Annotated in this window: 21 protein-coding genes; 6 read left to right on the top strand and 15 right to left on the bottom strand. The window is 73.1% G+C overall.

Annotated elements, in window-relative coordinates; genetic code table 11:
• Positions 1-35: 35 nt before the first annotated feature.
• The 3 genes from ABTY59_RS21555 to ABTY59_RS21545 form a co-directional block, all read right to left on the bottom strand.
• A complete protein-coding gene (locus ABTY59_RS21555) occupies positions 36-1,238 on the bottom strand; it encodes a lipase family protein (RefSeq protein ID WP_352020732.1) in 1,203 nt (400 codons plus the stop codon).
• A gap of 126 nt (positions 1,239-1,364) precedes the next feature.
• Positions 1,365-2,738 carry an erythromycin esterase family protein gene (locus ABTY59_RS21550; protein ID WP_502995404.1) on the bottom strand — a complete coding sequence of 458 codons (1,374 nt, stop codon included), beginning with the start codon at positions 2,736-2,738 and terminating at the stop codon, positions 1,365-1,367.
• Between the two features lie 37 nt (positions 2,739-2,775).
• Positions 2,776-4,029 carry an exo-beta-N-acetylmuramidase NamZ family protein gene (locus ABTY59_RS21545; protein ID WP_352020609.1) on the bottom strand — a complete coding sequence of 418 codons (1,254 nt, stop codon included), beginning with the start codon at positions 4,027-4,029 and terminating at the stop codon, positions 2,776-2,778.
• Positions 4,030-4,197: 168 nt separating this feature from the next.
• Here ABTY59_RS21545 and ABTY59_RS21540 point away from each other — a divergent pair, with 168 nt between their 5' ends.
• Together ABTY59_RS21540 and ABTY59_RS21535 are read left to right on the top strand one after the other, a co-directional pair.
• Entirely contained in the window at positions 4,198-4,980 is a 783-nt protein-coding gene (locus ABTY59_RS21540; RefSeq protein ID WP_352020608.1) for an SDR family oxidoreductase, read from the top strand.
• A gap of 78 nt (positions 4,981-5,058) precedes the next feature.
• Positions 5,059-5,652, top strand: coding sequence for a TetR/AcrR family transcriptional regulator (locus ABTY59_RS21535; protein WP_352020607.1), 594 nt, complete (start codon positions 5,059-5,061; stop codon positions 5,650-5,652).
• 65 nt (positions 5,653-5,717) lie between these two features.
• Here ABTY59_RS21535 and ABTY59_RS21530 read toward each other — a convergent pair whose 3' ends face one another.
• Positions 5,718-6,932 carry an acyl-CoA dehydrogenase family protein gene (locus ABTY59_RS21530; RefSeq protein ID WP_352020606.1) on the bottom strand — a complete coding sequence of 405 codons (1,215 nt, stop codon included), beginning with the start codon at positions 6,930-6,932 and terminating at the stop codon, positions 5,718-5,720.
• Positions 6,933-6,938: 6 nt separating this feature from the next.
• Positions 6,939-7,961, bottom strand: coding sequence for a phosphotransferase (locus ABTY59_RS21525; protein ID WP_352020605.1), 1,023 nt, complete (start codon positions 7,959-7,961; stop codon positions 6,939-6,941).
• Between the two features lie 132 nt (positions 7,962-8,093).
• Here ABTY59_RS21525 and ABTY59_RS21520 point away from each other — a divergent pair, with 132 nt between their 5' ends.
• Positions 8,094-9,383: an enolase C-terminal domain-like protein gene (locus ABTY59_RS21520; protein WP_352020604.1), complete on the top strand. Its 1,290-nt coding sequence runs from the start codon at positions 8,094-8,096 to the stop codon at positions 9,381-9,383.
• Between the two features lie 83 nt (positions 9,384-9,466).
• On the opposite strand, the gene ABTY59_RS21515 is transcribed toward ABTY59_RS21520, so the two are convergent.
• The 3 genes from ABTY59_RS21515 to ABTY59_RS21505 form a co-directional block, all read right to left on the bottom strand.
• Positions 9,467-9,982 carry a hypothetical protein gene (locus ABTY59_RS21515; protein WP_352020603.1) on the bottom strand — a complete coding sequence of 172 codons (516 nt, stop codon included), beginning with the start codon at positions 9,980-9,982 and terminating at the stop codon, positions 9,467-9,469.
• Positions 9,983-10,219: 237 nt separating this feature from the next.
• Positions 10,220-11,131, bottom strand: a complete 912-nt coding sequence (locus tag ABTY59_RS21510; RefSeq protein WP_352020602.1) for an MBL fold metallo-hydrolase — start codon at positions 11,129-11,131, stop codon at positions 10,220-10,222.
• 79 nt (positions 11,132-11,210) lie between these two features.
• On the bottom strand, positions 11,211-11,474 hold the full coding sequence (locus tag ABTY59_RS21505; protein ID WP_502995403.1) for a winged helix-turn-helix transcriptional regulator: 264 nt from the start codon (positions 11,472-11,474) through the stop codon (positions 11,211-11,213).
• On the opposite strand from ABTY59_RS21505, the gene ABTY59_RS21500 reads away from it, so the two are divergent.
• On the top strand, positions 11,473-12,405 hold the full coding sequence (locus ABTY59_RS21500; RefSeq protein WP_352020601.1) for an NADP-dependent oxidoreductase: 933 nt from the start codon (positions 11,473-11,475) through the stop codon (positions 12,403-12,405). The genes ABTY59_RS21505 and ABTY59_RS21500 overlap by 2 nt on opposite strands.
• Before the next feature lie 22 nt (positions 12,406-12,427).
• On the opposite strand, the gene ABTY59_RS21495 is transcribed toward ABTY59_RS21500, so the two are convergent.
• From ABTY59_RS21495 to ABTY59_RS21475, 5 genes are read right to left on the bottom strand one after another with little or no spacing between them, the layout of a single operon-like run.
• Entirely contained in the window at positions 12,428-12,745 is a 318-nt protein-coding gene (locus ABTY59_RS21495; protein ID WP_352020600.1) for a DUF202 domain-containing protein, read from the bottom strand.
• Complete coding sequence (locus ABTY59_RS21490; RefSeq protein WP_352020599.1) at positions 12,742-13,137, bottom strand: YidH family protein; 396 nt, start codon at positions 13,135-13,137, stop codon at positions 12,742-12,744. The genes ABTY59_RS21495 and ABTY59_RS21490 overlap by 4 nt, the downstream gene beginning before the upstream one ends.
• 24 nt (positions 13,138-13,161) lie before the next feature.
• Complete coding sequence (locus tag ABTY59_RS21485) at positions 13,162-13,680, bottom strand: NUDIX hydrolase (protein ID WP_352020598.1); 519 nt, start codon at positions 13,678-13,680, stop codon at positions 13,162-13,164.
• A 12-nt stretch (positions 13,681-13,692) separates the two neighbouring features.
• Positions 13,693-14,457, bottom strand: a complete 765-nt coding sequence (locus ABTY59_RS21480; protein WP_352020597.1) for a glucose 1-dehydrogenase — start codon at positions 14,455-14,457, stop codon at positions 13,693-13,695.
• 35 nt (positions 14,458-14,492) lie between these two features.
• Positions 14,493-15,122, bottom strand: a complete 630-nt coding sequence (locus ABTY59_RS21475; protein WP_352020596.1) for a TetR/AcrR family transcriptional regulator — start codon at positions 15,120-15,122, stop codon at positions 14,493-14,495.
• 95 nt (positions 15,123-15,217) lie between these two features.
• Here ABTY59_RS21475 and ABTY59_RS21470 point away from each other — a divergent pair, with 95 nt between their 5' ends.
• Entirely contained in the window at positions 15,218-16,873 is a 1,656-nt protein-coding gene (locus tag ABTY59_RS21470) for an FAD-binding dehydrogenase (RefSeq protein WP_352020595.1), read from the top strand.
• 245 nt (positions 16,874-17,118) lie between these two features.
• Positions 17,119-18,003 (top strand): TIGR03619 family F420-dependent LLM class oxidoreductase, encoded by an 885-nt coding sequence (locus ABTY59_RS21465; protein ID WP_352020594.1) that lies wholly within the window; start codon positions 17,119-17,121, stop codon positions 18,001-18,003.
• 53 nt (positions 18,004-18,056) lie between these two features.
• Here the strand turns inward: ABTY59_RS21465 and ABTY59_RS21460 are convergent, their stop codons facing one another.
• Positions 18,057-19,454: a GntT/GntP/DsdX family permease gene (locus ABTY59_RS21460; RefSeq protein WP_352020593.1), complete on the bottom strand. Its 1,398-nt coding sequence runs from the start codon at positions 19,452-19,454 to the stop codon at positions 18,057-18,059.
• A 58-nt stretch (positions 19,455-19,512) separates the two neighbouring features.
• The gene (locus ABTY59_RS21455) at positions 19,513-20,037 is read right to left on the bottom strand and encodes a gluconokinase (protein ID WP_352020592.1); all 525 of its coding nucleotides are present in this window, start codon (positions 20,035-20,037) and stop codon (positions 19,513-19,515) included.
• Between the last annotated feature and the right edge of the window lie 140 nt (positions 20,038-20,177).

Raw genomic sequence — 20,177 nt, 5'->3', positions numbered from 1 at the left:
CCGTCACCCACCGGAACCAGCGCGTCCGGTGGGTTCTACCGGCCCGTCCGGGCCGCCGCGACCACCACCTCCGCCAGTTCGGACCGCCGGATGTCGCTGTGCGAGCGGACCACCTCGGCCGTGTCCACGCTCACACACCCCGAGGCCGGCACACCCGCGCGCAGGGCCTCCGCGAGGCTCAGCCGCGCCGCCCCCGGCACCGCCTGCACGCCGTCGTGCCCGATCGCGCCCCAGCGCGGATCGTCCGTGCCGAGGAGCTCCGCCGCGGCCCGGGTCAGCGAGTCGGAGTCGTTCGCCAGGCGGGACGCCAGCGGATACATCACCCCGAGCGCCGTGTCGTGCCGCGAGTGGCAGGCCACCACCGGCCCGCGCACCCGGTTCTGCAGGTCCCGCAGCGCACCGGAGCGCCCGGGATCGTGCGGCAGCCGCGCCGCGAACGCGTAGTGCGAGAAGGCGCCCTGGAGGAGCGTCACCGAGGCGACCGGACGCGCCCCGGCGGGCAGCCCCCGCAGCGCGTACGCGACGAGCCGGGCGCCCATGCTGTGCCCCACGAGGTGGACGCGGAGTCCGGGCGCGGCGCGCGCCACCTGGCCGAGCAGCGGCCCGAGCCCGTGCTCGCCGACCTGCCCGGCCCGCTTCTTCATCAGGTAGTACGTGGCCTGCCGCAGCGCCTCCCTGGCACCCTTCCAGTACCTCCCCAGGCCTCCGCCGAAGGCCTGGGCCGGGACACCGTCCACGCCCTCCGCGGCCGCGGTGAACAGGGCGCAGACGGCCAGCGGATCGGCGACCAGGAACTCCGGCACCGGCTCCCCGGCGGCCACGGACTCCCCGCGCACGTCCGTCAACTCCCGCAGCAGCGCCCCGAACTCGTCGAACGCCGCCTCCGTCGCGGGCGCCGCGTCCAGCAGATCCGTGAGGCTCCCGATGACCCGCTCCTTCTCCGGCAGGACCGTCACGAGGGCCCGGTAGTCGGGGACGGGCTCGTCCGTGAACATCATCGAAGGCCAGACCAGCCCCGCGTACCCCGCCTCGACCCCCGGAGCGAGCAGCCCCGGGAAGGGCGCGAAGAAGTCGGAGCAGAGGCGGGTGGCGCCGGACGGGGAGCTGTTCCACCCGTGGGCGAACACCACCAGGTCGCGGACGCCCCGCCGGGCGAGCGCGACGAGTTCCGAGGCCTGTCCCGGCGGCCCGTCGCCGTCCTTGTCGAAGGTGATCTCCCGGTACGGCTCCACACTCATCCCGGTCACGGCCAGACCGTCCCTCCACGTCGAGGGGGCCGCGACGCCGGGTGCGCCCCGTGCGCGGGCGGCGGCTCCTTGGCGAGCATGCCCGCGCACGGGCCCGTCCAGACGTCCGACGGACCGTCAGCGCAGCCGCGCCGCCGAGACCCGGGGGAAGTGGATCAGCAGGTCGTACGCGGTGGAGTAGCGCACGGCCGCGACGTCACCCGGCCACGGGTAGGCCGTCCCGATGTGCCGGGTCGGCCTGCGCACGGCCAGCCAGTCGCGCGCCGCCGGGGTCGTATGCCGCAGGTCGAGGGCGAAGGGCCCGGGCGCGACCCGGTCCAGGGTCTCGGCGCTGCTGCCGGGGCCGAGCGGGGCCACGGTGAAGGTCCGCAGCGGCTCGCCGGGAGCTCCGGTGTCGTGCGCGTTGAAGGAGCCCTGCCCGAAGGAGGCGCCCACGCTCACGTAGTCCCGGCCCAGGGCGTCCCGCAGGAACGCGCCCTGGGTCCGCGGGTACTGCTCCGGCGTCGTCGACTCGTACCCCACGTGCCCGTTGTGCGCGGAGAGCACCATCCGGTCGCCGGTCGTCCGCTGCCACCACACGGTGTTCTCGGCCATGATCCGGTCGCGGTAGAGCATCGCCGCGGCGACGCCCTCCGGTGTCGCCAGGTCGTGGGCGTACTCCGTGCCGACCTGGGCGATCGCGCGCGCGTGCTGCACCGCCCACAGGTGCGCCTCGCGCGCCCCGGGGCCCTTGCCGGGGCTCTGCCGCTCCAGGAGGGCGAGGGCGCGGTTCACGTCCCCGGCCATCCGCTGCCGCTCGGCGCGCGTGCGGTCCATGTACTCCTTCATCCAGTTCTCGACCGTGCCCGTGGGCCGCGAGTCCCGGTACAGCTCCCGGAAGCGGGGGAGCAGTTCCGGGTGGACGCGGGAGACGTACGAGGTGACGGCGTCGAAGACGTTCCGTCCGGCGTAGCCGAGGTCGTTCCCCATGAAGTGGACCGGGCGATCGGGGTGCAGCAGGTTGTACCCGCGCATCCACCGGAAGAGGTCGAGGTACTCCTCGGTGTTCCAGAGGCGGTACGACTCCTGGAACTCGTCGCGCATGATCGCCCGGATGTCGCCCCGGCCGGTGCGGACCCACGCGTCGACGAGGAGACCGGTGGACCAGGGGGCCTCCAGGGCGAAGGTGGTGAAGCCCCGCTCCTCCACGAGGTGTTCGAAGATCCGGTGCTTCGCGGTGAAGAAGTCGGCCGAGCTGTGGGTGGCCTCGCCGATGCCGACGACCTCCGCCGAGCCGATCATCCGGTCGAGCGGGCGCAGATCCGTCAGGGGCGCCGCGGAGCGGGCGAGTTCCCGCGCGGGATCGGGGGCGGGCGGGCTCGCGGTGGCGCTCGCGGCGGGTGCCAGGGAGCCCAGGCAGGCCGCGAGGAGGAGTCCGACGAGCGGAAGGCGGCGGCGTCGTAAGGAGTGGTTCACGGGACAAGCGTGATCGGCGGGACGCCCGGGGGACATCCCGCCGACCCCCGTGCCGTACGGGGGACAACCCCCGTCACCGGTAGAGGAGGTACTCCTCGCGCACCGACCGGAACGCCGCCAGGTCCGTCTCCCAGGCCCCGACGACGTCCTCGACGCCCGCGCCCGCGTCGATCAGGGTGCGCACCCGCGCCGAACCGGTCAGCTTGTCGATCCAGTGGTCGGCCCGCCAGGCGAAGCCGGACCACGAGCTCCGGGCGGTGACCAGGAGCCCGATGCCGGCCCGTACGGGGTCGAAGGCCTCCCGGTCGTGGACGTGCAGCTGCACCCCGCCGACCGTCTTCCCCTGGAACTTGGAGAACGTCGGGGCGAAGTACGCCTCGCGGAACCGGACCCCGGGCAGCCCGAGGGCGTTCGCCGCCTCCGCCCACCGCCGGTCGATCCCCTCGGCGCCGAGGAGCTCGAAGGGCCGGGTGGTGCCCCGTCCCTCGGAGAGGTTGGTGCCCTCGAAGAGACACGTGCCGGAGTAGACGAGCGCGGTGTCGGGCGTCGGCATGTTCGGGCTGGGCGGCACCCACGGAAGGCCGGTCGCGTCGAAGAACTCCGACCGCCGCCACCCCGTCATGCGGACGGCCTCCAGGGCGACGGGCGTCGTCAGGAACTCCCGGGCGAACAGACCGGCCAGCTCGGCGACCGTCATGCCGTGCGCCTGCGCGATGGGCTCCCGCCCGACGAACGTCGCGAACGCCCGGTCCAGGACGGGGCCGAGCGCCGCGCGCCCGGTCACCGGGTTCGGCCGGTCCAGGACCACGAACCGCTTCCCGGCGAGGGCGGCGGCCGCCATGCAGTCGTACAGCGTCCAGATGTACGTGTAGAAGCGGGCGCCGACGTCCTGGATGTCGAAGACGACCGTGTCCACCCCGGAGGCGGTGAAGACGTCCGCCAGCGGCTGCCCGCTCTTCAGGTACGTGTCGTAGACCGGCAGCCCGGTCGCGGGGTCGTCGTACCGTCCCTCGGAGCCGCCCGCCTGGGCGGTGCCCCGGAAGCCGTGCTCGGGGCCGAAGACGGCGACCAGGTCCACCCGCTCGTCGGCGTGCATCACGTCCACGACGTGGCGCGCGTCCGGGGTGACGCCGGTCGGGTTGGTGACGACGCCGACCCGTTCGCCCGCGAGGAGCGCGTACCCGTCGGCCGCGAGCCGCTCGAAGCCGGTCCGCACGCGGCCGTGGCCGCCGCGCCCCCCGGGGGCTGCGGAGGCGGGGCCGGCGGTGGCCGCGGCCGCCCCCAGCGCGCCGCCCGCGGCCAGCAGACTCCGTCGCGACAGGCTCATGCGGGACCTCCTCGCCAGTGACATGGGCACGCACGCTAGCGCTCCTGACCGCTCCGGGGAACGAGGCGTGCGGAACGGGTCTTCCGCCGTTCCATACCGACCGGTTAGTCTGTGCCGGTCCTCGCGGCGCGTCGCCGCGGCGCGTCGTCACAGCCGAGAGGTGGGTCCATGACCGCGGACACGAACGAGCTCCACGGCGCCGGTGTCGTCGTCACCGGGGCGGGCGGCGGCATCGGCGCCGCCCTCGCCCGCCGCTTCGCCGCCGAGGGCGCCCGGGTCGTCGTCAACGACCTCGACCCCGGACGCACCAAGGCCGTCGCCGAGGAGATCGGCGCGGTCGCCGTCCCCGGCGACGCCTCCGCCGTCGTCGCCGAGGCCCGCGAGGCCCTCGGCGGCACCGTCGACATCTGGTGCGCCAACGCCGGACTCTCCTCGCCCGGCGACGCCTTCGCCGACGAGGACGTCTGGGCCGCCGCCTGGGACGTCAACGTCATGGCCCACGTCCGCGCGGCCCGCGCGCTGCTCCCCGAGTGGCTGGAGCGCGGCAGCGGCCGGTTCGTCTCCACCGTCTCCGCCGCCGGACTCCTCACCATGATCGGCGCGGCGCCGTACAGCGTCTCCAAGCACGGCGCGTACGCCTTCGCCGAATGGCTCTCCCTCACCTACCGCCACCGCGGTCTCAAGGTCCACGCCATCTGCCCGCAGGGCGTCCGTACGGACATGCTGACCGCCGCCGGATCCGCCGGGGAACTCGTCCTCGCCCCCACGGCCATCGAGCCCGAGGACGTGGCCGACGCGCTCCTCGACGCCATCGCGGCCGACCGCTTCCTGGTCCTGCCCCACCCCGAGGTCGCCGGCTACTACCGCAACCGCGCCACCGACCCCGAGCGCTGGCTGAGCACCATGAACCACGTCCAGCGGACCTGGGAGACGGGCACCGGTCACCCGTAGGCCCCGGCGGATGGGAAGATCTCACGGCGGGAACACGTTCCCGTGACCGAAAACGATCAGCGAGGAAGGTGGCGGAGCATGGCCAGGACGACGGACGGGAGCGGCGCCCCCGTCCCCCAGCGACTCCTCGCCGCCGCCACCCGGCTCTTCGCCGAGCGGGGCTACGACCGCACCTCCGTGCAGGAGATCGTCGAGGCCGCCGGAGTCACCAAGGGCGCGCTCTACCACTACTTCGGCTCCAAGGAGGACCTCCTCCAGGAGGTCTACTCCCGCGTCCTGCGGCTCCAGCAGGAGCGGCTCGACGCCTTCGCGGACGCCGACGCCCCCGTCGAGGACCGGCTGCGCGAGGCCGCCGCCGACGTCGTGGTCACCACCATCGAGAACCTCGACGACGCCGCCATCTTCTTCCGCTCCATGCACCACCTGAGCCCCGAGAAGCACAAGCAGGTCCGCTCCGAGCGGCGCCGCTACCACGAGCGCTTCCGCGCCCTGATCGAAGAGGGCCAGCGGACCGGGGTGTTCTCGTCCGCGACCCCCGCCGACCTCGTGGTCGACTACCACTTCGGCTCGGTGCACCACCTGTCGACCTGGTACCGCCCGGACGGCCCGCTCACCCCGGAAGAGGTGGCGGGCCACCTGGCCGACCTGCTGCTGCGGGCCCTGCGCCCCTAGGGCCCGTCTTTCGGATCGTGCCGGGCTCGCGGGGCCCGGGGCCTGTCCGGCCAGGCCCCGGCGGCCTACAGGTACTTCTTCAGCTCCCGGCGGGCCAGCGACCGCTGGTGGACCTCGTCCGGGCCGTCCGCCAGCCGCAGCGTCCGCGCCGCCGCCCACAGCTCGGCCAGCGGGAAGTCCTGCGAGACGCCGCCCGCCCCGTACGCCTGCACGGCCTTGTCGATGATGTCGACGACCGCGCGCGGGGTCGCGATCTTGATGGCCTGGATCTCCGTGTGCGCGCCCCGGTTGCCGACGGTGTCCATCAGCCAGGCCGTCTTGAGCACGAGGAGCCGCAGCTGCTCGATCGTCACCCGCGCGTCGGCGATCCAGTTCTGCACGACGCCCTGCTGGGCGAGCGTCTTGCCGAAGGCCGTACGGGAGAGCACGCGCCGGCAGGTCAGCTCGACCGCACGCTCCGCCATGCCGATGAGCCGCATGCAGTGGTGGATGCGGCCGGGACCGAGCCGGGCCTGCGCGATGGCGAAACCGCCGCCCTCCTCGCCGACGATGTTCGCGGCCGGGACCCGGACCCCGTCGAAGACGACCTCGGCGTGGCCGCCGTGGTAGTGGTCCTCGTACCCGTACACCCGCATCGCGCGCCGGACCTCGACGCCCGGGGTGTCGCGCGGCACCAGGATCATCGACTGCCGGCGGCGGACGTCCGGCCCGTCCGGGTCGGTCTTGCCCATGACGATGAAGACCTTGCAGTCGGGGTTCATCGCCCCGGAGATGTACCACTTGCGTCCGTCGACGACGTACTCGTCGCCGTCGCGCCGGATCAGGGTCTCGATGTTCGTCGCGTCGGACGAGGCGACCCCGGGCTCGGTCATCGCGAACGCCGAGCGGATCTCGCCCGCGAGGAGCGGCTCCAGCCACTGCTTCTTCTGCGCCTCGTCGCCGAACTGGGCGAGCAGCTCCATGTTCCCGGTGTCCGGAGCGGCGCAGTTGAGGGCGGTGGGGGCGAGCTGCGGGCTGCGGCCCGTGATCTCGGCGAGCGGCGCGTACTGGAGGTTGGTCAGCCCGGCACCGTGCTCGGCGTCCGGGAGGAAGAGGTTCCACAGCCCCTGCCGCCTGGCCTCGGCCTTGAGGTCCTCCACGACCTGCGGGGTGTCCCACGGTGAGGCGAGCAGGGCGCGCTGCTCCTCGGCGACGGCCTCGGCCGGGTAGATGTGCTCGTCCATGAAGGCGAGGAGCTTCGCGCGCAGCTCCTCGGTGCGGGCGTCGTAGGAGAAGTCCATGGTGGTTCAGCCCTCCTGAAGGGTGGTCAGGCCGTGCTCGATGAAGAAGGGGACGAGTTCGCCGATGCGGTCGAAGCCGGCGCCGACGGTCTGCCCGAGGGTCCAGCGGTAGTGGATGCCCTCCAGGATCACGGCGAGCTTGAACCAGGCGAAGGCCGTGTACCAGGCGAGCGCGGAGGTGTCGCGGCCCGAGCGGGCCGCGTAGCGCTCGACCAGCTCGGCGGCGCTCGGGTGCCCCGGGGCCGTCGCGGTCGTGGAGATGGGGGAGTTCGGCAGGTCGAGCGGAGTGCTGTACATGACGAGCAGGCCGAGGTCGGTGAGCGGGTCGCCCAGGGTGGACATCTCCCAGTCGAGGACGGCCCGGATCCGGTCGTCCTCGCCGACCAGGACGTTGTCGAGCCGGTAGTCGCCGTGGATCACGGTGGGCGGGGGAGAGGCGGGCAGCGCGCGACCGAGGGCCGCGTGCAGCTCCTCGATCCCGGGCAGTTCGCGGCCGCGCGAGGCGTCGAGCTGCTTGCCCCAGCGGCGCAGCTGCCGGTCGAGGAAGCCCTCGGGACGCCCGAAGTCGCCGAGTCCGACGGCCTCCGGGTCGACGGCGTGCAGATCGACCAGCGTGTCGACCAGGCCGAGGACGGCGGCGCGGGTGCGCTCGGGGCCGAGCGGGGCGAGCTGGCGGGCCGAGCGGTACGGCGTGCCGTCGACGAACTCCATGACGTAGAACGGCGCGCCGAGCACGGACTCGTCCTCGCAGAGCAGCACGGTCCCGGGGACGGGCACGCCGGTCCCGGCCAGGGCGCTGATGACCCGGTGCTCGCGCCGCATGTCGTGGGCGGTGGCGAGGACGTGGCCGAGCGGGGGCCGGCGGACCACCCAGCGGCCGGTGCCGTCGCCCACGACGTACGTGAGGTTCGACCGGCCGCCCTCGATCAACCGGGCTTCGAGGGGGCCGGACACCAGGCCGGGCCGCTCGCGGTCGAGGAAGCGGCGCAGCTGCTCGGGGTCGAGGCCTGGCGGCGGGGCGGAACTCATAGGGGCGTACCTCCGGATCGGCTTCGGTCGGCGTTCATGATGACCGACCAGTCGGTATGTCGTCCAGGGGGAGGGGGTGAAAGCGTGTCCGGCCCTCTGGTGGCGGATCGCACTCCTGAATAGGGTTCACATATGGATGCGAAGCTGATCGTCGACGAAGTCCGGCTGACCCCGATCCTCATCTCCGACCCGCCCCTCCTCAACACCCAGGGCGTCCACCAGCCCTTCACCCCCCGACTCGTGGTGGAGGTGGTCACGAAGGGAGGGGTGAGCGGCCTCGGCGAGACCTACGGGGACACGGTCTACCTGGGCGCCGCGCGCGCCCTGGCGGAGGCGCTCCCGGGCCGCTCGGTCACAGATGTGAACGGTCTCTTCGTCCTGGCGACGGACACCGGCGGCACGCCGGAGCCGGCCCCGGCCGCGGGCGACGACGCGGAGGGCGACGCGGGCGTCGACGCGAGCGGCCTCCGTGGCGTCCGGACCGCCGAGAAGCTGTACCTCTCCGTCGTCTCCGCCTTCGAGACCGCCTGCCTCGACGCGCTCGGCAAGACCCTCGGCCTGCCCGTCCACGCCCTCCTCGGCGGCAAGGTCCGCGACGAGGTCGAGTACAGCGCGTACCTCTTCCACAAGCGGGCCGGCACGGACGGCTGGGGCGAGGCCCTCGACCCGGCGGGCATCGTCGCCCAGGCCCGCCGATTCGACCGGGAGTACGGCTTCCGCTCCTTCAAGCTCAAGGGCGGCGTGTTCGCACCCGAGCGGGAGATCGCCGCGATCCGGGCGCTCGCCGAGGAGTTCCCCGGCCGGCCGCTCCGCCTCGACCCCAACGGCGCCTGGTCCGTGGAGACCTCACTCGCCGTCGCCCGCGAGCTCAAGGACGTCCTGGAGTACCTGGAGGACCCGGCGAGCGGCACGGCCGCCATGGCCGAGATCGCCGCCCGCACCGACGTCCCCCTCGCCACCAACATGTGCGTGACCACCTTCGGCGAGGTCCCGGAGGCCTTCGCGGCGCACGCCGTACGGATCGTCCTCTGCGACCACCACTACTGGGGCGGACTCCGGCGCACCCGCGAACTCGCCGCGCTCTGCCGGACGTACGGCGTCGGGCTGTCCATGCACTCCAACACCCACCTGGGCATCAGCCTCGCCGCGATGACCCAGGTGGCCGCGACCCTGCCGGGGCTCCACCACGCCTGCGACACCCACTACCCGTGGCAGACGGAGGACGTCGTCACCCCCCGCCCCGTCTTCCGCGAGGGCCGCCTCACCGTCTCCGACGCCCCCGGCCTGGGCGTCGACCTGGACCGCGAGGCGCTGGCCGTCCTGCACCGCCGCTGGCGGGAGGACGACGGCACGTACCGCGACCGGGACGACGCGGCCGCGATGCGGGCGGTGGATCCGGACTGGACCCCGAGTCGCTGGTGAACGACGCCGTCGGGGGCAGACGGCGGGCCCGGGCCGGACCGGGTCCGACCTGGGCCTCCGAAGGTGTGCTCCTTCTCAGGGTGTTACTTCTTGCAGAGCGCCGACGCCAGGACGGCCGCCGCCCCCGCGTTGTAGCCCTTCTCGTAGTTCGGGTCCAGCGCGGCCACGCCCTGCTTGGGCGCGTCCTTCTTGCAGTCCGCCTTCGTGTCGGCGACACCCTGCCGGTAGCCCATCCGGTACTGCTCCTGGGCGTCCTTCTGTTCGGTCTCCTTCGCCGTGCCGCAGGTCGCCTCGGGGACGCCCGGCTGGAGTGCCGTGATCGTGGCACCCGCGGGGAAGAAGTCCGTGCTCGAGAACTCGCCGTTGGCATTCGTCTTCAGGGACGCGGTGTGGGTGTTGTTGGCTTCGAGGAAGACCGTCTTCCCGGGCTTCCAGCCCTTGCCCGAGACATCGAACTTCCCGGCCGTCTTGCTGTCCGTCACCGTGCAGGTGGCCGACGGCGCTGCCTGCGCCGAACTCATGGTGAGCGCCACGGACCCGAGCAGCAGCGAGGAGATCGTCAGCGGAGCCAGCACGGCCATGCGGATGTTTCTGTTCACTTCTCTTCCCTCCAGTGGCAGGCCCGCACCCTCGGGCACGGGCCGAGAGGTTGAATGCACGGAGGGGCACAGCGATGAACAGGCGTCCGCGTCTCTTCCACGCGAGCCCGGTAGGGGGCCGTCCACGGCCCCGTCCTCGTACGGCTGCCAATCCCGTCCGTGGCGGCCCTGGGGGACCTCAGCCCTTCCATCCTCTCGCGGCCCACCTGGCCTGTCGATTCGGGACCGGCCCGGCCCCTACGCGTGGCAGGCCACCGGTACCCCGCCGTTCATCGTCGCCATGTCCCCGAAGACCGCCACCGGATCCAGCGGCGACCCCTCCGGCAGCCCCTCCAGTTCCGCGTACGCCCGGTGCAGGTTCGCCACCAGCCGCTCGCTCTCCCGCCACGCGGCGAACTCGCCGAGCTCCGCCCCCCGCGCCGTCTCCAGGGGCGTCGCGCCCTTCGCGTACCCCTCGGCGGCCAGTTCGCCCACCCAGCGCAGGTACCGCTCCGTGGTGTCGTACGCCGAGGGGTCGGTGACCCGCCCGTGCCCCGGCACCACCGTGGGCGCGTCCAGGGAGCGCAGCAGGTCGAGCGCGCGCAGCGAGCCGGCGAGCGAGCCCATGGGAAGGAACGGCGTCCCGCCGTGGAAGACCAGGTCGCCGGTGAAGACGACGCCCTGCTCCGGCAGGTGGACGATCGAGTCGCCCGTCGTGTGCGCGGCCCCCGGGTGGAGCAGCCGCACCTCGATCCCGCCGACGTACAGGGTGAGCCGGTCGCTGTACGTGAGGGAGGGCGGCAGGATGTCGACTCGCCCGAAGTCGGTCCGGGGCCACAGCAGATGGAGCTGGTGTCCGGCCGCGAGCTGCTCGGCGCGGCAGTTCTCGTGGCCGACGATCCGCGCCTCCGGCTGGAACACGCCGTTGCCGTAGGTGTGGTCGCCGTGGTGGTGGGTGGAGACGATGGTCCGCGGCAGCGGCAGCCCCTCGGCGAGCACCGCCTCGCGCAGCAGCCGCGCCCGCCGCTCGGTGGCGGCGGTGTCGACGAGCAGCGACTCGTCCGTGTCGCCGATGAACCCGGCGTTGTTCAGGCACCAGCCGCCGTCGGGCTGGACGAAGGCGTGCACGTGCGGAGCGAGCGTGACCACATAGGGATCGGTGGCAGACAAAGGGATTCCCCCGGATGAGAGCCCGACTGGACAGAGGAAGAGTGCCAGCCGCCGCCCGCCGCTGAAAACCCGGAACGGATCACCCCGCTTCCTCCTCGTCCTCCCACCCCCGCACCGCCGCGAACGCGTCCCCGTACTCCGCCGACCACCGGCCCAGCGCCTCGATCGGCCCGAGCAGGGACCGCCCGAGCGGGGTCAGCGCGTACTCGACCCGGGGCGGTGTCTCCGCGAACGCCCGCCGCTCCACCAGCGCGTAGCCCTCCTGCCGCCGCAGCGTCTCCGTGACGCCGGCGGCCACGCCCGGCTTGCGGGCGGGCCCGGACGGGACGAGGGTCGGGAGCATGAAGGCGATCAGCTACAGCCGGTACGGCGGCCCCGAGGTCCTGGAGTACGGCGAGCTGCCCGAGCCCAAGATCGGCCCCGACGCGGTGCTGGTCGAGGTGCGGGCGGCCGCCGTCAACCCGGTCGACTGGAAGTGCCAGGCCGGGTACCTCGACGGCATGATGGACGCGGTCTTCCCGGTGGTGCCGGGCTGGGACGTGTCCGGCGTCGTCGTCCGGCTCGGCGTCTCCGTCCCCGAGTTCGCCGTGGGCGACGAGGTCATGGGGTACGTGCGGGAGGACTTCCTCTCCCGCGGCACCTTCGCCGAGTACGTCGCCGCCCCCGTCCGCACCCTCGCCCGCAAGCCCCGCACCTTCGACTTCGAGGAGGCCGCGGCCCTCCCGCTCGCCGGCCTCACGGCGTACCAGGCGCTCAAGGCCCAGGCACTCGCGGTCCGCCCCGGAGAGACCGTCCTCGTGCACGCGGCGGCCGGCGGGGTCGGCTCGATGGCCGTGCAGATCGCCCGGCACCTCGGCTGCCGGGTCATCGGCGCGGCCAGGGACGCCGGTCTCGAGCGGGTCGCGGAGCTCGGCGCCGAGCCCGTCCGCTACGACGAGGAGACCTTCGCCGACCAGGTCCGCGCCCTCGCCCCGCTGGGCGTGGACGCCGTCCTCGACACGATCGGCGGCCCGTTCCTGAAGCTCTCCGCCCGGCTCCTCTCCCCGCACGGACGCCTCGCCTCGATCGCGGACGGAGAGGTCCTCGCGCTGGGCGGGCGCTACTTCTGGGTCCGCCCCGACGCCGCCGACCTCGCGGACCTCGCCGACCTGGCCGACGCGGGCGTCCTCACCGTACGGGTGGCCAGGTCGTTCCCCCTGGAACAGGCGGCCGAGGCCCAGCGCGCCAACGCGGCCGGCGGCCTCAACGGCAAGGTCGTGGTGACCGTCCCGTAGGCCGGGCCGGCCCCGGGCCGCCTCACCAGATCACCGCCGCCCCGAAGACGGCGAGCGCGATCGTGCACGCCGCCGCGAGCAGCGCGCCCCGGTGCGAGAGCGGTTGCGGCCGGGCCGCTCCCAGGGCGTGGATCCGGCGGTGGGCCACGGCCAGGAACGCGACCCACACCAGGGAGGAGAGCGCGAGCCCGGTCAGCTCCTTCGCCGTGATCTCGTCGCTGACGGTCAGCTTCACCGCGAGCACCGCGACCACCGTGCACGACAGGGTCGTACGCCGCCACGCGAGCCGGGTCCGCTCCGGCTGGAGTCCAGGGTCCCGGGCCTCGGCGGCGGGGTTCACCGCCCGGCCCAGCCGAAGACGACGAGGACCACCATGGCGAGCGCCACCACGGCCACGGCGAGGCTGAGCACCGCGGGGAAGCGGGACACGGGCAGGTCCTCGCCGCGCCGCATCGCCCGCTCGCAGCGCACCCAGTGGTTCACCGCGCGCAGGGCGCACAGCACGCCGCCGACGAGCAGCGCCATCGCGAGTCCGACGCGCACGCCCCACCGCAGGTCCGGCAGGAACTGGTCGACGGCGAAACCACCGCCGACCAGGGCGAGCGCGGTCCGGATCCAGGCCAGGAAGGTCCGCTCGTTGGCCAGGGAGAAGCGGTAGTCGGGGGTCTCGCCCTCGTCCCGGATCCGCTGCGGCGCGAACCACAGCCGCAGGCTCTGCACGAAATCGCTCACCCGTGCACCCTAACGGCCGGGTGATCACCCCGCCGGGCGCGCGGCGCGCAGCAGCTCGTACGCGGCGCGGCCGTCCGGGACCCACTCCCAGGTGCCGAGGCGCTCCTCCAGCTCCCCGTCCGTGAGGAAGCCGTGCCAGGCGACCTCCTCGACCTGAGGGCTGACCGGCAGCTCGCAGCGGACCTCGTAGACCGCCGACCACCACTTCCCGGCGACGCCCCCGGAGTCGTACAGGAACCGCAGCACCGGTTCGGGCCGGGGCAGCCCGGACACCCCGAGCTCCTCCTCGGCCTCGCGCAGCGCGGCGTCGTCGTAGGACTCGCCCGCGCCGACGACCCCGCCGACGAACATGTCGTACCGGGAGGGGAAGACCAGCTTCGTCGGCGTCCTGCGGTGGACGAAGACCCGGCCCTCGCCGTCCCGGACCCGGACGAAGACGCAGCGATGGATCAGGCCCCGCGCGTACACCTCACCGCGCGGGGCCTGCCCGATCACCACGTCGTTCTCGTCGACGACGTCGAGGATCTCTTCAGAGGCGCTCATGCGCCCATGAAATCACTGACCCATGACGTACTTGACGGTCGGACCGGTCGTCCAGCCGCCGTCCACGGCGAGCTCCGCGCCCGTCACGTACGAGGCGGCGTCCGAGAGCAGGAAGACGACGGCGCCCGCGATCTCGTCGGCCTCGCCGACCCGGCCCATCGGCGTGTTCGGGTACTTGCCCTCGCCGCGCTCGATGCCGACGGACGCCGTCATCGGGGTGTAGGTCATGCCGGGGTGGACGGAGTTGACGCGGATCCGCGCCGTGCCGAGCTCCACCGCGCCGATCTTCGTCAGGCCGCGCACGCCCCACTTGGAGGCGCCGTATCCGGCGGTCAGGGCGAGGCCCATCAGGCCGGCGGCCGAGGAGATGTTGACGATCGAGCCGCCGCCGGCCTCCTTCATCGCGGGTATCGCGGCCTTCATGCCGATGAAGACACCGGTCAGGTTGATGTCGAGGACCTTGCGGAAGTGCTCGACGGACTCGGTCTCCAGGAGGGCGCCGGTGGAGATGCCCGCGTTGTTCACCAGGCCGTGCAGTCCGCCGAACTCCGCCACGGCGAAGGCGACGGCCGCCGCCCACTCCTCCTCGGAGGTCACGTCGTGGTGGAGGAAACGGGCCCGCTCGCCGAGCGCCTCCGCCGTGGCCTTGCCGTCCTCGTCGAGCACGTCGGTGATCACGACGTTCGCTCCGGCGGCCACGGCCAGCTTCGCGGCCTCGGCGCCCAGGCCGCGGGCGCCGCCGGTGATGAGCACGGTCTTGCCGGTGAGGTCGTTCATGAGGGGTCCCTTCGGGGGGTCTGCGGGGGTGGTGTTCAGACGCTCCGGGGCTGTGCGGCCCGGAGCAGCGCGGTGGTCGTCTCGACGAGGTCGGCCAGGAAGAGCGGCTCGTCCGTGAGGGGCTCGGTGCCGTCGAGGTACTGCCGGGCCCGGTCCGCCATGGCCGCGCCGACCACGGTCAGCGCCAGGTCGAGGCGCTCCAGGAGCAGCGGCTCGGGGAGCCCGTCGGCGGCCAGGCGGTCGGCGATCCGCTCGATGAGCCGCCAGTACGCCGTGCCGGCGAGCGTGGGGTGGGGGGTGCGGGTGCGGACACCGCTCTCGTGGCTGAGCTGCGCCGAGATCCGCAGGCAGCGGCGGCCCCGGTCGGTGCGCAGCTCGCCGGCCTCGGCGGTGACGAGCGCGGCGACCAGCTGCCGCGGGTCGTCGCCGGCGCCGTCGAGGAGGGAGGCGAGCACCTGTTCCGTACGGGCCTGGCGGCCGGCCATGACGGCGTCGCGCAGTCCGGTCCGCGAGCCGAAGTGGTACTGCACCGCGGAGGGGTTGGCCTGACCGGCCAGCGCCACGATGTCCCGGAGCTGTGCGCCGTCGACGCCCTGTGCGGCGAACAGTTCCTCCGCCGCGCGGATCAGTTTCTCCCGGGTCTCGGGTCCCGACGTCCTCGCCATACGTTCATATTAATGCTCGACATTAGAAAAGCGAAAGACCGGGAAAACAGGGCGGACGGTTGACTCGATACATCCGTGTATCCAAGATGCGGTCCATGTCCTACGACGCTGATGTGATCGTGATCGGGGCGGGCCTCGCCGGCCTCGTCGCCACCGCCGAGCTGGTCGACGCCGGCCGCACCGTGATCCTCCTCGACCAGGAACCCGAGCAGTCCCTCGGCGGTCAGGCCCACTGGTCCTTCGGCGGCCTGTTCCTCGTCGACTCGCCCGAGCAGCGCAGGATGCGCGTCAAGGACAGCCACGCCCTGGCCCTCCAGGACTGGTTCGGCACCGCCGGCTTCGACCGTGCCGAGGACCGCTGGCCGCGGAAGTGGGCCGAGGCGTACGTCGACTTCGCCGCCGGCGAGAAGCGCGCCTGGCTCCACGCACGCGGGGTGCGCTTCTTCCCCGTCGTCGGCTGGGCCGAGCGCGGCGGCTACGACGCGAACGGCCACGGCAACTCCGTACCCCGCTTCCACATCACCTGGGGCACCGGACCCGGCCTCGTCGCCCCCTTCGAGCGCAGGGTCCGCGCGGGCGCCGCACGCGGCCTCGTCGACCTCCGCTTCCGGCACCGCGTCACCGGCCTCGGCCGCACGGCCGGAGCCGTCGACACCGTCTCCGGCGAGATCCTGGCCCCGTCCACGGCCGCCCGCGGCACCGCGTCGGGCCGCGAGGTCACGGGCGCCTTCGAGCTCCGGGCCCAGGCCGTGATCGTCACCTCCGGCGGCATCGGTGGCAACCACGACCTCGTCCGCGCGCAGTGGCCCGCCCGGCTCGGCACCCCGCCCGCCAAGCTGCTCTCCGGAGTCCCCGCCCACGTCGACGGACTCATGCTCGGCATCGCCGAGAAGGCGGGCGCCCACCACATCAACCGCGACCGGATGTGGCACTACACCGAGGGCATCGAGAACTGGAACCCCCTCTGGGCCCGCCACGGCATCCGCATCCTGCCCGGCCCGTCCTCCCTCTGGTTCGACGCGACCGGCAAGCGCCTGCCCGTCCCGCTGTTCCCGGGCTTCGACACCCTGGGCACCCTCGAACACATCATGCGCACCGGCCACGACCACACCTGGTTCGTCCTCGACCAGCGGATCATCGGCAAGGAGTTCGCCCTCTCCGGCTCCGAGCAGAACCCCGACCTCACCGGCAAGTCCGTCCGCGACGTCCTCGGCCGCGCCCGCGCCGACGTACCGGCCCCGGTCCGGGCCTTCATGGACCACGGCGTCGACTTCGTCGTCGAGAACGACCTCTCCGCCCTGGTCCGCGGCATGAACGCGCTCACCGACGAGCCCCTCATCGACGAGGCCGACCTGCGCCGCGAGATCACCGCCCGCGACCGCGAGATCGCCAACCCCTTCACCAAGGACCTCCAGGTCACGGCGATCCGCGGCGCCCGCAGGTACCTGGGCGACAAGCTGATCCGCACGGCGGCCCCGCACCGGATCCTCGACCCGAAGGCGGGACCGCTGATCGCCGTCCGGCTCAACATCCTCACCCGCAAGTCCCTCGGCGGCCTGGAGACCGACCTCGACTCCCGCGTCCTGACGGAGGGCGGCGAGCCCCTGGACGGCGTGTACGCGGCGGGGGAGGCGGCCGGCTTCGGCGGAGGCGGGGTCCACGGCTACCGCTCCCTCGAAGGCACCTTCCTCGGCGGCTGCATCTTCTCGGGCCGCGCGGCGGGCCGGGCGGCGGCCAGGGCAGTGGGCTGAGGCGGTGACGCGAGGCGGTGGCTGGGGCCGTGGGCTGAGGCCGTGAGGCGAGGCGGTGGCTGGGGCCGTGGGCTGAGGCCGTGAGGCGAGGCGGTGGGCTGAGGCCGGTGGGCTGAGGCGGTGACGCGAGGCGGTGGGCTGAGGCGGTGGCTGGGGCCGTGGGCTGAGGGACCGCCCGGCCTGTGGCGCGGCTCACACGCGCACCCCTTCGTGTCGCGCGCCGCCCCGCTGTCCAGGATGAGGCCATGGAGATAGGCATCGCACTGCCCCAGTACGGCACCCACGCCCGAGCCGACCGCATCGCCGCCTTCGCGCGGGACGCCGAGGACGCCGGGTTCGACTCGTTCTGGGTCGGCGACCGCGCCCTGACCCCGGTCGCGCCCGGCGACGTCTACCCGGGCCACACGCCGGAGAACCCGTACCCCCACCAGTACAAGACCTTCCTCGACCCGCTGACCGTGCTCACCGTCGCCGCGGGCGCGACCTCCCGCGCCCGCCTCGGCACGAGCACCCTCAACGGCCCCTGGTACCCGCCGGCCCTGCTCGCCCGCTCCCTCACCTCGCTCGACCAGGTCAGCGGCGGACGCCTCGACGTCGGTCTCGGCATCGGCTGGCTGCGCGACGAGTACACCGCCGTCGGGGCCGACTTCGGCCGGCGCGGCGCCCTCCTCGACGAGCTGCTCGACGTCCTGCACGGCTTCTGGACCCAGGAGGAGTTCGGCCACGAGGGACCCCGCTGGACGATCCCCGTCGCGTACGTCGGCCTCCGCCCCGTCCGGCCCGCCGGACCGCCCGTCTACCTCGGCGGCTTCAGCCCGGCCGCCCTGCGCCGGGTCGGCCGCCGGGCCGACGGCTGGGTCGGCGCCGTCCTGCCGCCCGGGGCGGCCGAGGGCCTGTGGGACGTGGCCCGGCGCGCCGCCGAGGAGGCCGGCCGCGATCCGGACGCCCTGCGCCGGCAGGTCCGCTGCAACCCCGCCCCCGGAGCCACGGCGGACGCGATCGCCGGTGTGCTCTCCGGCGTGCGGGACACCGGCGCGGACGGCTGCTTCGTCGACCTCCAGCAGTCGGTCGAGTCGCCCGGCGAGGCCCTGGAGCTCGGGGTGAAGGTCCTGAGCCTGCTGCGGGGCTGAACACGACGGAGGGGCCCCGGAGATCCGGGGCCCCTCGTCGCGTACGGAATCGGCTACAGCACCAGCGACAGCAGCAGCACGAACACGATGCCGACGACCGAGATGATCGTCTCCATCACCGACCAGGTCTTGACCGTCTGACCGACGCTCATGCCGAAGTACTCCTTGACCAGCCAGAACCCTGCGTCGTTCACATGGCTGAAGAAGAGCGAACCGGCACCGATGGCGAGGACGAGCAGCGAGACCTCGCCGGTCGACATGCCTTCGGCGAGCGGAGCCACCAGGCCGGCGGCCGAGATCGTCGCCACCGTGGCCGAGCCGGTCGCCAGCCGGATCGCGACCGCGATCAGCCAGGCGAGCAGCAGGGCCGGGATCGACCAGTTCTTCGAGAAGTCGAGGATCATCTGGCCGACGCCGATGTCGATCAGCGTCTGCTTGAAGCCGCCGCCCGCGCCGACGATCAGCAGGATGCCGGCGATGGGAGCGAGGGACTTCTCGACGGTCGAGTTCAGCCGCGCCTTGGTGAAACCGGCCGCGCGGCCCAGCGTGAACATCCCGACTATGACGGCCGCGAGCAGGGCGATCAGCGGGGAGCCGATCACGTCCGTGACCTTCTGCACCCCGTTCTCGGGGTCGTCGACCACGATGTCGACGAGCGCCTTGACCAGCATCAGGACGACGGGCAGCAGGATGGTCGCGACCGTGGCGGCGAAGCCGGGGCGCTTCTCCAGGTCCTCGGAGGGGCGGGCCGGGATCATCGCCTCCGGGGCCTGGATGTCCACCCAGCGGGCGGCGTACCGGGAGAAGACCGGACCGGCGATGATCACGGTGGGGATCGCGACGACGAGGCCCAGCGCGAGCGTCACGCCCAGGTTGGCTCCGACCGCGTCGATCGCGACGAGCGGGCCGGGGTGCGGCGGGATGAGCCCGTGCATCACGGACAGACCGGCCAGGGCGGGGATCCCGATCCGCATGAGCGAGTAGTTGCCGCGCTTGGCGACCATGAGCACCACCGGGATCAGCAGCACGATCCCGACCTCGAAGAAGAGCGGCAGGCCGATCACGGAGGCGATCAGGACCATCGCCCACGGCATGGCCTTCTTGCCGGTCCGCGCCAGGATCGTGTCGACGATCTGGTCGGCGCCTCCGGAGTCGGCGAGCAGCTTGCCGAGGATGGCGCCGAGCGCGATGAGCACGCCCACACCGGCGACGGTGTTGCCGAGTCCGGTGCTGAAGGACTTGATGGTGTCCGCGAGCGGGGCACCCGCGAACGCGCCGAGGGCCAGCGACCCGATGGTCAGCGCCAGGAACGCGTGCAGCTTGAACTTGGTGATGAGCAGGACGATGACGGCGATGCCGGCGAGCACGGCGATCCCGAGCTGGGCGTTGCCTGCCGAGGTGATCGGTTCGGCGGCGTCCGCTGCCAGGGTCTCGACGCTGAGACTGGTCACGGTGGTGTCCTTCGTACGGGCAGGTGGGGGACGGGGGCGCGGGGGGTTGCGGGGAGGGTCAGCCGGCCAGGCCGCGCAGGGCGGCGACCGCGCGGCCGGTGATCTCCTCCGGGGTGCCGGAGACGTCGACGGCGACGCCGGCCTCGTCGTCCTGCAGCGGCTGCAGGGTGGCGAACTGCGAGTCGAGGAGCGCCGTGGGCATGAAGTGCCCCTTGCGCGCGGCCATCCGCCCCTCGATCAGCTCCCGGCCACCGGTCAGATGCAGGAAGACGACCCCGGGCGCGGCGGCGCGCAGCCGGTCCCGGTACCTCCGCTTGAGCGCGGAGCTGCTCACGACCCCGCCGAGCCCGGCCCGGCTGTGCGCCCACGCTCCGATCGCGTCGAGCCACGGCTCCCGGTCCGTGTCGTCCAGCGGCGTGCCGGCCGACATCTTGGCGACGTTGGCCGCCGGGTGGAAGTCGTCGCCCTCGGCGTACGGCAGGCCGAGCGCCTCCGCGACCAGCGGACCGATGGTGGTCTTGCCGGTCCCGGCGACGCCCATCACGACGACGACCGGGGGAGCGGAGAGGGGGGTGGTGCTCATGGGGGTGCCTCGCTGTCTTCTTCGACATCGATTCGGTGGATCCGTCGCGCTCATGAAACCCATTGGGTACGACGTATTCAAGAGCCTGTGACATAAAAGTCGTACTTTTAATTCCCGGGTGTGATCATCCGGGCCCGCGC

This window comes from Streptomyces sp. NPDC096079, from assembly GCF_040303145.1.
GTDB lineage: Bacteria > Actinomycetota > Actinomycetes > Streptomycetales > Streptomycetaceae > Streptomyces.
This window is presented reverse-complemented; position numbering and strand designations above follow the sequence as displayed.